Annotated in this window: 10 protein-coding genes and 1 tRNA gene; 5 read left to right on the top strand and 6 right to left on the bottom strand. The window is 56.4% G+C overall.

All coding sequences use genetic code 11. The features are described 5' to 3' along the window. Positions 1-14 precede the first annotated feature (14 nt). A complete protein-coding gene (locus AC13DE_RS19905) occupies positions 15-1,376 on the bottom strand; it encodes a DUF2927 domain-containing protein (protein ID WP_446298309.1) in 1,362 nt (453 codons plus the stop codon). Positions 1,377-1,693: 317 nt separating this feature from the next. Then, positions 1,694-2,533, bottom strand: coding sequence for an AAA family ATPase (locus AC13DE_RS19900; RefSeq protein WP_446314060.1), 840 nt, complete (start codon positions 2,531-2,533; stop codon positions 1,694-1,696). 163 nt (positions 2,534-2,696) lie between these two features. Here AC13DE_RS19900 and dksA point away from each other — a divergent pair, with 163 nt between their 5' ends. Further along, a complete protein-coding gene (gene dksA, locus AC13DE_RS19895; protein WP_446298311.1) occupies positions 2,697-3,119 on the top strand; it encodes an RNA polymerase-binding protein DksA in 423 nt (140 codons plus the stop codon). 95 nt (positions 3,120-3,214) lie between these two features. Further along, the gene (locus tag AC13DE_RS19890) at positions 3,215-4,390 is read left to right on the top strand and encodes an FAD-dependent monooxygenase (RefSeq protein WP_483048861.1); all 1,176 of its coding nucleotides are present in this window, start codon (positions 3,215-3,217) and stop codon (positions 4,388-4,390) included. On the opposite strand, the gene AC13DE_RS19885 is transcribed toward AC13DE_RS19890, so the two are convergent. Then, complete coding sequence (locus AC13DE_RS19885; protein ID WP_483048794.1) at positions 4,387-5,436, bottom strand: ornithine cyclodeaminase; 1,050 nt, start codon at positions 5,434-5,436, stop codon at positions 4,387-4,389. The two genes, AC13DE_RS19890 and AC13DE_RS19885, sit on opposite strands and share 4 nt — an antisense overlap. 15 nt (positions 5,437-5,451) lie before the next feature. Continuing rightward, on the bottom strand, positions 5,452-6,378 hold the full coding sequence (rocF, locus tag AC13DE_RS19880; RefSeq protein WP_483048793.1) for an arginase: 927 nt from the start codon (positions 6,376-6,378) through the stop codon (positions 5,452-5,454). A gap of 110 nt (positions 6,379-6,488) precedes the next feature. Between rocF and AC13DE_RS19875 the strand changes: the two genes are divergently transcribed. Further along, positions 6,489-6,926, top strand: a complete 438-nt coding sequence (locus AC13DE_RS19875) for an Lrp/AsnC family transcriptional regulator (RefSeq protein ID WP_483048792.1) — start codon at positions 6,489-6,491, stop codon at positions 6,924-6,926. Positions 6,927-6,937: 11 nt separating this feature from the next. Here AC13DE_RS19875 and AC13DE_RS19870 read toward each other — a convergent pair whose 3' ends face one another. Next, positions 6,938-7,405, bottom strand: coding sequence for a disulfide bond formation protein B (locus tag AC13DE_RS19870; protein ID WP_446298315.1), 468 nt, complete (start codon positions 7,403-7,405; stop codon positions 6,938-6,940). After that, positions 7,405-7,983, bottom strand: coding sequence for a YqaA family protein (locus AC13DE_RS19865; protein WP_446298316.1), 579 nt, complete (start codon positions 7,981-7,983; stop codon positions 7,405-7,407). The genes AC13DE_RS19870 and AC13DE_RS19865 overlap by 1 nt, the downstream gene beginning before the upstream one ends. Before the next feature lie 120 nt (positions 7,984-8,103). On the opposite strand from AC13DE_RS19865, the gene AC13DE_RS19860 reads away from it, so the two are divergent. Next, positions 8,104-8,187 (top strand) — tRNA-Leu (locus AC13DE_RS19860). 1,304 nt (positions 8,188-9,491) lie between these two features. Then, positions 9,492-15,218, top strand: a complete 5,727-nt coding sequence (locus AC13DE_RS19855; RefSeq protein WP_483048791.1) for a Hint domain-containing protein — start codon at positions 9,492-9,494, stop codon at positions 15,216-15,218. Positions 15,219-15,251 lie beyond the last annotated feature (33 nt).

Here is a 15,251-nt window from a genome sequence, read left to right as displayed (position 1 = left end):
GCCCGCTTTACTTGCTATTTCAGCGGGTTCAGTGACGCGATCTCGCGCATTTTGGCCCGCACAGCCCAATCAGAACCAAATCCGTATCGTGCCCAGCCAAGACTGTCCACCCTCACCAATTTAGCTTCCGCCGCGCGATTTTCCAGTTCAAGCGCTTCGGCGCGCAGCAGTAACAGTGTGCTGAGCAGAGCCGCGTTTTCGCGGTAGCGTGCGGTTTCGATGTGCGGGCCGATAATGCGCAACGCTTCGGCCCCGTCGGCCTTGGAGATAGCATATGCCGCAAGTTGGGTGGCAACGTACGCGCGGTGCAAATCGGTACCGGGATTGCGGGAATAAAACAGGTCAGCCATAAGGTATTGCTTGTGTGCCGCTTCGGCGTCCCCGCTTTGGAGGGCACGACCCATCGCGTAATGCGCAAAGGCGCGACGGTGATCCTGCCAGCCCAGGCTTTGCGCAATCTTGATGGCGCTATAGGCGGCGTCCTGGCGTTGCCCATCTGTGCGCCCCGGCCCCAACGCGCCTTGGACCGCAGCGTTCCATTCACGCGGGGTGCGGGTTGCGAAACGCGGCCGTGTCGATGTTCCGCCGGGATTGATTCGGGCGAAAATTCCGGGCAACGCGTTGGCGACCTGGCCGCGTGACATCCCCGACTTGAGCGCGGGGTCGTAAAAGGCGCGCAAAATCATCATGTCGAAACCGGTCAAGACAGTGTGGACATTGTCGTCATTGAACACGGAATCCGGTAACCGGTACAGGTCGTTGAGCGGTCCGAGCGCTTGGGCGATTTCTTCGTGAAGGCAGTCTCGAACTTCTTGGGGGCTGGCGTCATTTGGCACAAAAATCGCCACTCGCGTTCGCGTGGTCATCAATGACCAGTTGGTTTGCGGCGAGCGTCGCGCTCTTTTATATTCATCCAGGCTTCCGACGTTGGGGGCGACAAAGCAGGCGGCTTGTGGCAACACGTTGCGGATTTTCGACCGGCTCACCGCTTCGACGGTAATATTCGCACCGGGCGCGTCGGTCGGGCTGATATCTACACCAGCTTCGGTCCGCAACCGGTTGATAAGACGGGAAAGGTCCGGCCTGAGAGTCGGCGGCGGGGCACCGGTAACCCTGATGCTGACCGGCCCTTCAAAGCGGGTGAGCACGCTCAGATCCTTGCCGCTTTCCATCCGGAACGCCAGTTCGATGAAATCAAGCGACAGATCGTTGTTGGATTTTGGTACTGTCGTGGGGCTGTGTGCGCCGAAACTTTTCATCGGGGGAAGCGACGAAATCGAGGGTTCCATCGCCGCCCGGGTGACAACCCCGGGCTGGGAAGCAGGCACACAGGCATTTACAGCCAAGATCAGCGGAAAAAGAAAGCTCCCTTTCATGATCCGGCCCTGACATGCAGTCGAGATGGAGTTTGGCACAGTTTCGAATATTTATGAGGTGCTCTACGCACAAACAGTGCCCAAATCGTGTTCATCATCTGCCTGACTGCCCTTTTGAGCTGATTACAGGCTGGTTGTCGCCTCTCATCACGGTCATTCTAGGGAGCAACAATGTCAAAAGAGAGAAAAATATTAACGAATAAGGCATGCATGTGTTCCGCGTGACGCGTACGCCACAATAGAAATGCCGTGAACTGCAAGCGAGGTTGAGCTGGTTTTCAGTACATGAATATTGTGGCGCAAAGGTTAGGGCGCAGTCACTTTTGAGCACGGGCCATGAACGCCAGGCGTTCGAACAGGTGCACGTCCTGCTCGTTTTTCAACAATGCGCCGTGCAGCTTTGGTAACGCGCTTTTGCCGTCTTTCTTCAGATCTGCCGCATCCATGTCTTCGGCCAACAGCAATTTCAACCAATCGAGCACCTCGGAGGTTGAGGGTTTCTTTTTCAGACCCTGTTGATCGCGAATTTCGTAAAACTGTGTCAGCGCTGTGGACAACAGGGATTCCTTGATGCCCGGATGATGAACCTCGACAATCTTGCGAAGGGTTTCCATGTCGGGGAACTGGATATAGTGGAAAAAACACCGGCGCAGGAAAGCGTCGGGCAGTTCTTTTTCATTGTTGGAGGTAATGATCACGATAGGGCGATTGACGGCCTTGATCGTTTCGCCGGTCTCGTAGACGAAAAACTCCATCTTATCGAGCTCTTGCAAAAGATCGTTGGGAAATTCGATGTCGGCCTTGTCGATTTCGTCAATCAGCAAGACGGTCTTGCCTTCCGCCTCGAACGCCTGCCACATCTTGCCCTTGCGAATATAGTTCTTGACGTCGTGCACCCGTTCTTCGCCCAACTGGCTGTCACGCAATCGGCTGACCGCGTCGTATTCATACAGCCCTTGCTGGGCGCGGGTGGTCGATTTGATATTCCATTCGATCATCGGCAAACCGAGCGCTGCTGATATTTGTCGTGCAAGTTCCGTTTTACCTGTGCCCGGTTCACCCTTTACAAGCAGAGGTCGTTCCAGCGTGACCGCCGCATTCACGGCTATAATGAGGTCATCGGTCGCGACATAATTATCAGTACTTTGGAATTTCATCTTGTTATCAACCTTTTTCAACGCGCTCTTTCGAGCCGTTAAAGCAACATTCCTTAGCATTGTGTAGTGACAATCTTTGAACGCTGCGTTAGATGCCTGCACAGGGAGAGCAGTCGTAAGACGGGCCTCAACGACTGGATTGAAGACCGCTATGGGGAACACTATGAAGCAGGAAGTTTTTGTAACGGACGAATATCGTCCCGCCGAAGACGAGCCGTTCATGAACGAACGGCAGGTTGAATATTTTAGACGCAAGTTGCTTAACTGGAAGGCCGAGCTGCTGGCGGGCAGCCGCGACACCATCGAAGGCCTACAGGACGGTACCCGCAACATCCCCGACGTGAACGACCGCGCCTCGGAAGAAACCGACCGTGCACTTGAATTGCGGACCCGTGATCGCGCACGCAAGCTGGTCAGCAAGATCGAAGCTGCTTTGCGTCGGATCGACGATGGCGAATTCGGATATTGCTCGGTTACTGGCGACCCCATTTCGCTCAAGCGTCTGGATGCACGTCCTATCGCTACGATGAGCCTTGAGGCGCAAGAGCGTCATGAACGGCGCGAAAAAGTTCACCGCGATGACTAAGCGTTCAGTCAGCTAGAAAAATTCGAAACGTCATGGTGAAAGCCATGACGTTTTTTGCTGGAGGCCCGCGTTTGTCGGGTGCATTCGGAGACACAATGTCAATCAGCAACGCCATTGTTATAGGTGCCGGGATAGGGGGTCTGTCCGTTGCCGCTGCATTGGCAAAACGCGGTATTGCCGTCACATTGGTTGAAAAAGCCGCTGAAATAACCGATATCGGTGCGGGTCTTCAAATAAGCCCCAACGGCCTGGCCGTGCTGCAAGCCTTGGGCCTTGAAGCGAAGTTGACCGAACGGGCCGCTGTGCGGGGTCAGGCGGTCGTGCTTCAGGACTACAAGGCGGGTCGCCAGGTGGCGCGAATCGATTTGCTGCGGGGATCCGCGGATCGTCCTTATTATTTCGTGCATCGTGCCGATCTGATCGACACGCTGTATGATGCCGCAAGACGCAACAATGTGTCGATCGAACTGGGTGCGGAAGTCGTTGCAGTGACGCCTGGTTCACCGGCGCAGCTTCGTCTTGCGGACGGGTCCTTGCGCCGCGCAGAACTGATCGTGGATGCCAGCGGATTGCATTCAAAAACCCGTTTGCTATTGAACCCTGACAGCGTGGGACAGTTTGCCGGGCAGGTGGCGTGGCGGGCCGTCATCCCCAATGAGATCAGCCACCCCAAAGAGGCGCACGTGACGATGGGACCAGGCCGCCATTTGGTCAGTTACCCTTTGCGGGCGGGCCGGCTGATCAATTTGGTTGCCGTTGAAGAACGCGCCGCGTGGGCCCCAGAAGGCTGGAGCATCGCCGATGACCCCGCCAACCTGCGCGCGGCATTTTCGTCGTTCGGCGGGCGGGCGGGCGACATGATCAACGCGGTTGATCGTTGCACCTTGTGGGGGTTGCACCTGCACCCCGTCGCCGACGTATGGCATGAAAACGGTGTGGTCCTGTTGGGCGATGCAGCCCACCCGACGCTGCCATTCCTGGCGCAGGGGGCAAACCTCGCGCTGGAGGATGCATGGGTTCTGGCAAAATTGGTTGATACCCTGCCTGCTGATCAAGCCTTGCGCAAATATCAGTCCGCCCGTCACGCCCGAGTGTCCCGCGTGATCAAGACCGCGGCGGGAAATGCAAAGCGTTATCACCTGCATCCGGGCATTGCCCGCAGCGCGGCTCATCTTGGGTTGCGTGTTGCAAGCACAGTCGCGCCAGGCACCATGATCAGCGCCTTTAACTGGCTCTACCTGCATGATGTGACCGCCGCCCGAAACGCCTAGCGGGCGCGTTGCAACATGCCGAAAAGGTCACGCGGATCTTCGGGGTCGGCCAACAGATCCAGCGGGGCAAACAGGCCGGTGGCCTTTATTTGGTCACGTACATATCGCAATGCCGAAAAATCTTCGATCGCGAAACCGACACTGTCAAACAGCGTGATTTGCTTGGCGTCGGTGCGCCCCTTGGCCAGCCCGGTCAACACCTGCCAGATTTCGGTCACCGGGTGGTCTGCTGGAAGCTGCTGAATTTCTCCTTCAATCCGTGTTTGTTCTGGATATTCCACAAAGATACCTGCACGGCGCAGGATTGCAGGTGCCAGTTCCGTCTTGCCGGGGCAGTCGCCGCCAATGGCGTTGATGTGAATGCCGCTGCCAACCATATTGTCGGTCAGGATCGTCGCATATTGCTTGTCCGCGGTGCAGGTGGTGACGATCTGCGCACCCAGCATCGCGTCTTCGGCCGCGTCACAAACCACTACCTTTATGCCCTGACCGGCAAGGTTTGCCGCGCATTTGGCCGTCGCTGCCGGGTCGATGTCGTAAAGCCGCACCTCGTCTATACCGACAATGGCCTTCATCGCCAGCGTCTGAAACTCCGACTGCGCCCCGTTGCCGATCATCGCCATCACATGCGCGTCCTTGGGTGCCAGCAACCGCGCGACCATGGCCGACGTCGCTGCCGTTCGCAGTGCCGTAAGGATCGTCATCTCGGACAGCAATACCGGATAGCCGTTCGCGACATCCGCCAGCAGCCCGAAGGCAGTCACGGTCTGCAAGCCTTCGGCGGTGTTCGACGGGTGGCCGTTTACGTACTTGAAGCCATAGACATCCCCATCAGAGGTCGGCATCAATTCAATCACACCCTTCTCTGAATGGCTGGCCACGCGGGGAGTCTTGTCAAACAGTTCCCAGCGGCGAAAATCGGCTTCTATGTAATCACTAAGCCCGACCAGCATCGTTTCAAGCCCGATATGGTGTATCAGCTTCATCATGTTGTCGACTGATACAAACGGCACAAGAGCCTTTGCCGAGGGGTCAAGATTGGTCATGGGTCGAGGCTTTCGTTAAGAGGAATATGCGCGGGTGGGCCGGTCGAAGACGCGGCGGCCAAATGCGGAAGCGGCCAGGTCAACCATCAACTGCGCCGTACGACCGCGTTCGTCCAGGAACGGGTTCAGTTCGACCAGATCAAGCGATGTCATCAATCCGCTGTCGTGCAGCATCTCCATGACCAGATGACCTTCGCGGACGGTGGCACCGCCGGGTACGGTCGTACCCACGGCAGGCGCAACGGACGGATCAAGAAAATCCACATCGAGCGAGACATGCAGCATCCCGTTTACCGCCGCGACTTTCTCGAGAAAGCTGTTCAATGGCGTGGCAATGCCGGTTTCGTCGATCTCGCGCATGTCGACCCTCTGGATTGTGGTCTCTTGCAACGCGGCTCGTTCGGCAGCGTCAACGGACCGCAAGCCGATTATGGCGATATTGTCATGCGCCAGCGCGTAAGGCAGTTCCGGAAAGGCACCAAAGCCTTCGCGGCCGGTGACATAGCCCAGGGGCGTACCGTGCAGATTGCCGCTATCGGTACTTTCGGGGGTGTGAAAGTCGCTATGCGCATCCAGCCACAGGACAAACAATGGACGCCCAAGTGTCTGCGCGTGTCGCATGGCCCCCAATACAGTACCCGATGCCAAAGCATGATCGCCGCCCATGAATATCGGCGTGCCGTCCTTCAATGCGGCCTCGGCGGCGGCGGCAAGGCTCTGGGTCCAGGCAACGGTTTCCTCAAGCGCATGCAGCTTTGGATGCTCGCCGGGTGTATAAGGGGCAGGGGCGACGTTGCCCCGATCGGTTACCGTGTGCCCCAGATCGGTCAAGGCGCGTACCAGACCGGCGGTGCGGTAAGCATCGGGGCCCATAAGGCAGCCAAGACGACGTTTGCCGCTGTCCAGCGGGGCGCCCAATAATATGCAGTTCTGTTGGACCATTCGGCACCTCATTTGGTTGCTGTTTACTTGTGATATCTGACTGGTATGGTCAGCGACAATCAGTTAAATCGATCAAAACGATAAATTACTGCCCATTTTGGATAGCACCTATGCACAGTTTGGACGAGGCATTGATCGTGGCGTTGCGCGAAGATGCCAGAGCGTCATTGTCTGATCTTGCAGCCACGTTAGGGGTGTCGCGTGCAACCGTGCGCAACCGGCTGGCGCGATTGCGCGATGACGGCGACATCGTCGGTTTTACCGTCGTCACCCGCGCGGATGTCGCGGCGGACCCGGTTCGCGGTCTGATGATGATCGAAATTGAAGGGCGCGGCACAGAGCGCATCACCCGCACCCTGGCCGGGTTCGCGCAGCTACGCGCTGTTCATTCCACCAATGGTCGGTGGGATGTCATTGTCGAAATAGGCACCCGCACCCTGGAAGAATTCGACGAGGTTTTGGCGCGCATTCGCAAGCTGGAAGGCGTGGTTGCCAGCGAAACCAGCTTGCTGTTGAAGACACGAAAAACCGTCCATACTACGGCTTAGGGCCGGTGAGCCTAGCGTCTTGCACGCGCAGCCGCGACCCACAGGCCAAGTAAGACAACGCTGATGACGGCGTTCCATCCCGCCATCGACAGCCCGAACATCTGCCAGACGATCTCGTCGCACATGACCAAACCCGAAGGGGCGTCCATCGACAAAAGATCGCTGCCGCTGAGCGCGCCAAGGTCCAGTCCTCCACCGGTGCAAGACGTAGGGCCAGGCCAGAACTTCCACTCCACCCCCGCGTGATAGACGCCGATCGCGCCGGTAGCAGTCACCGCCAGGGCTCCAAACCAGATCAATGCCCTGGGTGCCCCAAACAGCACGATTATACCAATGATGATCGCCGCTGCATGCGGCCATCTTTGCCACAGGCAAAGCTTGCACGGGGCCAAACCACCCAGATGCTGAAACGCAAACGCCCCCAAAAGCAAGGCCGCCGACCCCAGGGTTGCAAGTAACACATAAGTATTTCGGGACATCAAAGATACCTCACCATAAAGAAACCGCCGAATAGAAGAATCACGCAAACGGTAAAGACGAGCGGCAGTTGTCGTTCAATAAAATTCCGTATCGGAGCACCGAATTTCCAAAGCAAGCCCGCGACGATAAAGAACCGCAAGGCACGCGCCAGGATCGACGTCGCGACAAACGTGAACAACGGCATGCCGGTCCACCCCGACATGATCGTGATGACCTTGAACGGAAAGGGCGTAACCCCGGCGCCCAGAACCGCCCAGAATCCCATGTCGTTGAAGCGTGTGGAAAACTCGGCCATTGCATCGGCTTTGCCCAAGGCCGCCAGAATCGGTTGGCCGATGGCCTCGAACGCCAATGCACCGATCGCATAGCCCAGAATGCCGCCCAGAACAGAGGCGACGAGAGCAATACCTGCGATAAGCCAAGCGCGATTGGGCCGCGCCAAGATCATCGGGATCATCAGCACATCAGGTGGAATTGGAAAAACCGAGCTTTCTATGAAGGCGATGAAGGCAAGGACCCATAGGGCATGAGGGTGCGAAGCCAAACCGAAAACCCAGTCGTACAGCCGTTTGATCATGTGCCTTGCTCCGCCACGAACTATCTTTGACACCGGAACACCACGGCAAACGCCCGGGGTCAAGCTAAAGCGAAAAAATGCTCTTGCTCAGCCTGCTTTGGCGCGGTAACAGACCCGCATGCCCAAGTGGCGGAATGGTAGACGCAGGGGATTCAAAATCCCCCGCCGCGAGGCGTGCCGGTTCGAGTCCGGCCTTGGGTACCAATCGCATTGTCAGGTGGTGGGATGATACAAGGAATTGTATTTCCCACCCCTGGAATACGCCCCGCCTTGATCGCCCCCCACCTAGCCACCATAGACATGTTCAGACCCTGAACCGTCGATCTTGTGTCGGTCAAGGGCGCTCAATGCCTCAGATTCACGGGACTCGATATCTTTCCAATGTGTGGCAAATACTGTCACAGGTGTTCATAACGCCGTTTTGGTGTATGGTGCCCTGAGCATGGGGGCTTCCCCATTCTCGTCGCATTTTGTCCAAATGCCCGTCACTTTGATTCGGCGAGAATGAGGCGAATAACCTTAAATCTTGAAAAAATGGCTGAAATTTTAGGCTATTGGTTCCAGTTGGCAGAAAAAACGCGCGCAGCATGGGTCGGTGCGTTTCAGAGCAGCTTGAGTTTTTCGGTTTGTTGCATCAGTGGAAACAGTGCCTGCGGGTCTACGAAATAAATGTATTTTTTAACCAGTTTTTAATAGTATAGCGGCGCGTTGCGTGCCGAAACTAGACAATTACGGAAACAATTACCCCCGCTAACATGCGCGTTAGGCGGGAAATTAACCGTCAAAAGCGAAATGTGCCGTTGATCATCTTTGTTCTTTTAAAATTTTTTTCTTTCTGGAGTGCCACGCTCTGGGTATTAAAAAAGGGTCCAACTGGGGGGCAATTCTGTAGGTTACGGGGGCGATCGCGTTCAACGCGTACTGTTTGGTACGGGTAAGATGTGTTCGCAAGGCTTGTAGGCGCTGTCGAACACTTTCATCGGCGAGACCTCTCGTCGTGGCAGGATCGCTTGCGGTCTATCTTTCCTTCAGAACGGTTAAGTCTGAGCGTGCGTCGCCATGTGATGAACGGATGATAGCGGGGTGATTGGTTAGCGGCCTTCAGAGTCCTGCCATGTTGGCGTAAGAGGAGAAATACATGGATCGGTCACGCGATTTAACCAAAGGGCCCATGACGCCCTTCGTCTCGACGACGAATGCTGCTTTGCATGGTGCTGCCCATATTTCTCCGCGCCAACGTCACCTTTTTACCAAACTGCGGGCACAAACCCTCTGTACTCGCCATAGAGAACCTGACCCTCGGGGACGCCTGCGGTCGTGGTTCAAGACTCTTGGACTGAACGTGACCGTGCTTGCCGTAATACGAAACTATTTCAAATCAGACCCTCACAGCGAGGGTGCCACATTGTGAAAATTGAACAACACAGCTTTGCCCGATCCGGGGCGCATTCATTTGAGGCGGACAGCTTTGTCCTGACGCGCCTGAACCTACTTTGGAGACGATTGATATGACATTTTACATTAATAAGATGTGGCAGTACGGAAAAACTTCTGGCGCAGCGTCGGGTAAGAATGGCGTCGTGGATGGCGATAATACTGCAAATCGTATCGATCCAGCGTATCGGGGCGATCCTCAGGGTGATGTGGTGGATGGAAATGACGCCACCATGGGAAATGTCGGATCTAATGATGACATCATTCTTGCACGCGGTGGCAATGACACGGTGCTGGCGGGGCTGGGGAACGACACCGTCGTCGGTGGATCCGGCAACGATTCGATTGATGGCCAAAGTGGCAATGATGTCCTGATCGGCGACGGTGCGGTGGCCGGGTCGGGCAAGGCAGAGCGCGAAAGCTTTGAATGGTCCAAAGCGCCGGACCCTGACAAGCCGGGCTCTGAGATCGACGATGGCGACAACTTGCAAGGCGGGTTTACCCAAAATACCGGCTCGGTTAACGTCACATTCAAAGTGAACTCGGTCTCTGACAGCCATGCAAAGCAAGAGTATTCCGACGACGATATCAACACCTCACGGATTGATTCTGGTGGAGAAACCGTAAACGACGATAGTTCGCTGAGATCGCTGGCGAATTCGAAGGGTGAAACTTCGTTCGAGCTGCAATTCGACAGCGCGGTTTCGAAAGTATCGTTCAATATCAATGACATTGACAACACAGGCCAGGTTCAGGTTTTTGCCTACAACAGCAGCGGTCAGATGATCGACGTTGATCTGCAAGGTGCAAAGTACGTTCAGCTCAGCGATTCAGACGGTAAATTCGGTAATGACACGGCCACAAGCAAGGGCGGCGACCAACACCCCGATGGATCAGATTATTCTGTAACTGTCGGGATCGACGGGCCGGTGTCGCGGATCGAAGTCATTCACACGTCGACCTCGGGCACCTCTGGCGTGCATGTTTCCGATGTGTATTTTGACAACCCTGCAACCGTGAGCCTGGAAGATTCCGGGCCAAACGGCGATGACACAATAAACGGCGGTGAAGGCGACGACCTTATCTTTGGCGATGGTGCTGGCCAGCATGCATCGGTGCGTGAAAGCTTTAATTGGGAAGGCGCCAGCGATTCCCAGATTGATAACGGCTTCACCCAGGATACGGGTAGCGTGACTGTCACCTACGATCGCATCGTCGATGCGGGTGGTCACCAATCTCGGTTGAGTTCACGCGATCTGAACACCAAGGGCATCGATTCCGGCGGTGAGACCGTGGATTCCGACAGCTCTTTGTATTCGCTCAACACCGGTACGAATGACAAAGGTGCGTTTAGCTGGGATTTCTCTGCACCGGTTTCCGATGTTTCTTTCAATATCAATGACGTGGATCACGATGCTATCGTCAAGATCACCGCGTTCGACGCCAATGGTCAGCCTATCAAGGTCGATCTGACCGGAGGTTCGCAGATCGTTCTGAAGGATACCGACGGCGTCGCAGGGAATGATACAGCCGATAGCAACGGGGGCAGCGAGGAAGCGAATTCCGAGGCCTACACGCTTAATGTCAGCATTGCCGGTCCTGTCAGCAAGATCATCGTTGAACATTCGCAAGACGGTGGGTCCAACTCCGGTATAAACATTACCGATATGTATTTTGACGCTCCACGCGGTGTCATGCTTGAGGGTGGCGATGACGTTTTGGCAGGCGGTAGCGGTAACGATACCATCTTTGGCGAAGGTGGTGACGACAGCATCGATGGCGGATCGGGGAACGACTCGCTTGAAGGCAACGCCGGCGACGATACAATTTCAGGCGGCACCGGCAATGACACGATCTATGGCGACACAAACGCCGACGCGTCCGGGCCAGTCACTGGCGGAACTGAACGCGAAAGCTTTGAATGGGATAAAGCTCCGGATCCCCATGACAGCACGTCGGTTGACAACAACGACAATCTGGCTGGCGGGTTTGTCCAGAACACCGGAAATGTCGATGTAACCTTCTCTGTCAAGGATGTCACCAAAACACCGGAAACAACGTTCTCGACCGACAAGCAAAAAGTCCACTCGATCACCGCGGATTCCGATCCGGTCAACGCCTATAGCTCGCTCGCATCTCTTGCGGACGAGGACGGAGAACGCGCGACATACAAGCTCGATTTCTCCAAGGACGTGACCAATGTCAGTTTCAGGATCAACGATATCGACAACGCGTCCAAGGTGGTGGTTGTTGCTGTCGGGCCTGACGGGTCGCGGACGCCGATAGATGTTTCGACAGGTTCGGGCATCACAGCCCAGAACAACGATGGTGTCGGCGGCAACGAAACGCTGATCAGCAAAGGCGGAGACGGTCCGGACACCACACCTGATTATTCGGCTTTGGTGAATATCGCCGGTCCGGTGGATTATCTGGAAATCACCCATATCAAGGTGCAAGCCCTATCCCCGGGCAATCATGCGGGCATCAATATTACCGATGTATACTTCGACGCGCCGGTTGACGGTGGTGCGATCGGGGCCGGTGCCGGGAACGACCTGCTGATGGGCGACGAAGGTGACGACGTCATCAACGGCGGTGCCGGTAACGATACCCTTCTGGGCGGCGCGGACAGCGACACGCTCGATGGCGGCACAGGGCGCGACAGCCTGGACGGCGGCGCGGGTGCCGACAGCATCATGGGCGGTGATGATCAAGATACGATCGTCGGCGGTACCGATGGCGACTATATCGACGGTGGGGCCGGTGGATACAACGCAGACGATGCGCTGAACACCGACGACGACACGCTGGACCTTACCGGCGTCGGAAATTTCCGGATCATCGACAAGGTCGCGGACAGCAACGGCAACGGTTTCAACGGCACTGTGGTGCTGTACGATACCGATGGTATCACCGAGACCGGTCGTTTTGAATTTGCCGAAATCGAAAAAATCCTGGGCACCCCTGCGCCTGGCCCCGTTGACGGGCTGGACTCTGGCGAAAACATGGGGCCGGGTTACACCGATCTGCAAGGCGATCAGATTGACGGTACCGACGGTATCAACGACACGATCTTTGGCAACGGCGGCGATGACACCATCGATAGCGGCCTTGGTGATGATACCGTCTATGGCGGGTCCGGCGACGACACGTTCGCGCTTACCGACAAGATCGATAATGACGTCATTGTGGGCGGTGAAACCGGCGAAACAAACGGCGATTCTCTGGACAGCTCGACTATCAATGACGATTTGACGCTGAATTTCACAGCGCCTGAAAAGGGCACCTTGTCTGATGGAACCAACACAACATCATTCGAGGAAATCGAAGCGGCACGTCTGGGTGGCGGTGACGATACAGTCACCGGCTCTGAAGGTGGCGAAAACGTAAGCACCGGTGGGGGTAACGACAGTGTTCAGGCCAACGGTGGCGACGACACAGTGGATGGCCAAGGCGGTGACGATACCATCTCCGGCGGCGGTGGTGACGACAGCATCTCCGGCGGCGGTGGTGACGACAGCATCACCGGCGGCGACGGTCGCGATGTCCTTGGGGGCGGTGACGGCGATGATGTGATCTATGGCAATAACCCGGGTTCCAAGGGCGTGCCGGATGCCGACGTACCATTAATCAACCGTCCCTTCGATCAAGACACCGATCCAAACAACGACAAAGACACGATCTTTGGCGGGGCCGGCAATGACACCATCGATGGTGGCGACGATGCGGATTTGATCGACGGGGGCATTGGTGACGATGTCATCGAAGGCGGTATCGACAATGACACCATTCAGGGCGGTGATGGAAACGATACCATTACCGATATCCAGGGCGCGGACAGTATCAGCGGCGGCGACGGCGATGATTTAATCGTGGCAGGTGTCGATACGTTCTCGGATTATCCCGACGACCAACCAACATATTTCAACCCGCTGACGGGACGTTACGAAGCAAACCCATATTACCGCACCGGCGATCCCAACCAGGACGATGGACGTGATTTCGTTGACGGGGGGGCCGGCAATGACACGATCCGTACCGGCGACGACGCCGATACCGTTTATGGCGGGACTGGAAATGACTACATCAACGCCGGAATAGACGACGACTATGTAGAAGGTGGCGATGGCAATGACTACATAGTCGGCAGCCATGGGTCGGATACTCTCAAGGGCAATGACGGAAACGATACCATCTATGGCGGTTTCGGTGCCGAATTTGTTCCTGGCTATGCATCCGAGGAACCCGATGCCACCGACGTTCAGCCCAACAACGGCAAAGATCTGATCGACGGCGGCGCGGGCGACGATGTCCTTTATGGTGAAGATGACGACGACACGATCTTTGGCGGTTCCGGCAACGACGCCATTTATGGCGGTGTTGACAATGACAGCCTCGATGGTGGCCAGGGCAACGACTCTATTTTCGGCGGCCAGGGCGATGACATAATTATTGGCGCACAGGGCGATGACGTTATTGATGGCGGTGATGGAAACGACTCTATCTTAGCTGGCAATGATAATGACAGCGTCAAGGGCGGTGCCGGCAACGACACAATCGACGGTGGCCAAGGCAATGACACCATCGACGGCGGTGATGGCGACGACTCTATCGCCGGGGGCTTCGGCGAAGACAGCATTATGGGTGGTGCCGGGAACGACACGATCTTTGCTGCGGGGGACAACGACACCGTAGACGGTGGGGATGGTGACGACTCCATCAGCGGTGTCCGTGGCGACGATCTGCTGGTCGGCGGTGCCGGTAACGATACCATCGACGGTGGCGAAGATAACGACACGCTGAAAGGCGATGCGGGCGATGACAGCCTGATGGGTGGCTTCGGCGACGACAGTATTGTCGGCGGCGACGGTGACGATATCATTTCTGGCGGCGGCAACAACGACACCATCCTCGGCGGTGCCGGCAACGACAGTATGCGCGGCGACGACGGGCAGGACACGTTCCGTGATGTCAACGGTGGCGATACGATCGACGGTGGTTCGGGTACCGACGCCAGCGATTATGATGTGATCGACCTGACCGGGTCTTTGAACGGCGGGGGTTATTACCTTGATAACGTGAGACCCGATAACGATCCGGGTGACACGATTGATGGCGACAGCCCCAACGACGGTATCGATGGTACCATCGTGTTCACGGATGCATCAGGTACCGAAACTGGGCGTCTGGACTTTACCAACATCGAGAAAATCATCCCTTGCTTCACGCCGGGAACCTTGATCGCGACCCCGAAGGGCGAGCGTAAGGTCGAAGATCTTGAGGTTGGTGATCGTGTCATTACCCGCGACAACGGTATTCAGGAAATTCGCTGGATAGGGTCCCGTGCAATGTCCGGCGACGAATTCGCCCGCAGTGAACACCTGCGGCCGGTTCTGATCCGTCAGGGTGCCTTGGGTAAGAACCTGCCCGAACGCGATATGATGGTCAGCCCCAACCACCGGGTTCTGGTTGCCAATGACAAGACCGCTCTGTACTTTGAAGAGCGCGAGGTCCTTGTCGCTGCCAAGCATCTGACCGGCCTGGAAGGCGTTGATATCGTAGAGGTTTCGGGTACGACCTATATCCATGTGATGTTTGATCAGCACGAGGTTGTCCTGTCTGATGGCACCTGGACGGAAAGCTTCCAACCTGGTGACATGAGCTTGGCCGGGGTCGGGAATGCACAGCGCAACGAAATCCTGGAGATCTTCCCGGAACTCGCGACCCGCGAAGGCGTGGATGGCTATATGGCCGCCCGCCGGACGCTGAAAAAGCACGAAGCAAAGTTGCTGACACGGTAACATTGCATTCACAAACGACCGCAGTTGGCCCGG

This window comes from Sulfitobacter sp. L-8 (assembly GCF_056859255.1).
Note: the sequence above shows the minus strand (reverse complement) of the source record. Positions and strands in the feature narration are given on the sequence as shown.

Coding starts and splice junctions, on each gene's coding strand:
- AC13DE_RS19905 (WP_446298309.1), bottom strand. CDS start 1,376: ATGAAAGGGAGCTTTCTTTTTCCGCTGATCTTGGCTGTAAATGCCTGT.
- AC13DE_RS19900 (WP_446314060.1), bottom strand. CDS start 2,533: ATGAAATTCCAAAGTACTGATAATTATGTCGCGACCGATGACCTCATT.
- dksA (WP_446298311.1), top strand. CDS start 2,697: ATGAAGCAGGAAGTTTTTGTAACGGACGAATATCGTCCCGCCGAAGAC.
- AC13DE_RS19890 (WP_483048861.1), top strand. CDS start 3,215: ATGTCAATCAGCAACGCCATTGTTATAGGTGCCGGGATAGGGGGTCTG.
- AC13DE_RS19885 (WP_483048794.1), bottom strand. CDS start 5,436: ATGACCAATCTTGACCCCTCGGCAAAGGCTCTTGTGCCGTTTGTATCA.
- rocF (WP_483048793.1), bottom strand. CDS start 6,378: ATGGTCCAACAGAACTGCATATTATTGGGCGCCCCGCTGGACAGCGGC.
- AC13DE_RS19875 (WP_483048792.1), top strand. CDS start 6,489: ATGCACAGTTTGGACGAGGCATTGATCGTGGCGTTGCGCGAAGATGCC.
- AC13DE_RS19870 (WP_446298315.1), bottom strand. CDS start 7,405: ATGTCCCGAAATACTTATGTGTTACTTGCAACCCTGGGGTCGGCGGCC.
- AC13DE_RS19865 (WP_446298316.1), bottom strand. CDS start 7,983: ATGATCAAACGGCTGTACGACTGGGTTTTCGGTTTGGCTTCGCACCCT.
- AC13DE_RS19855 (WP_483048791.1), top strand. CDS start 9,492: ATGACATTTTACATTAATAAGATGTGGCAGTACGGAAAAACTTCTGGC.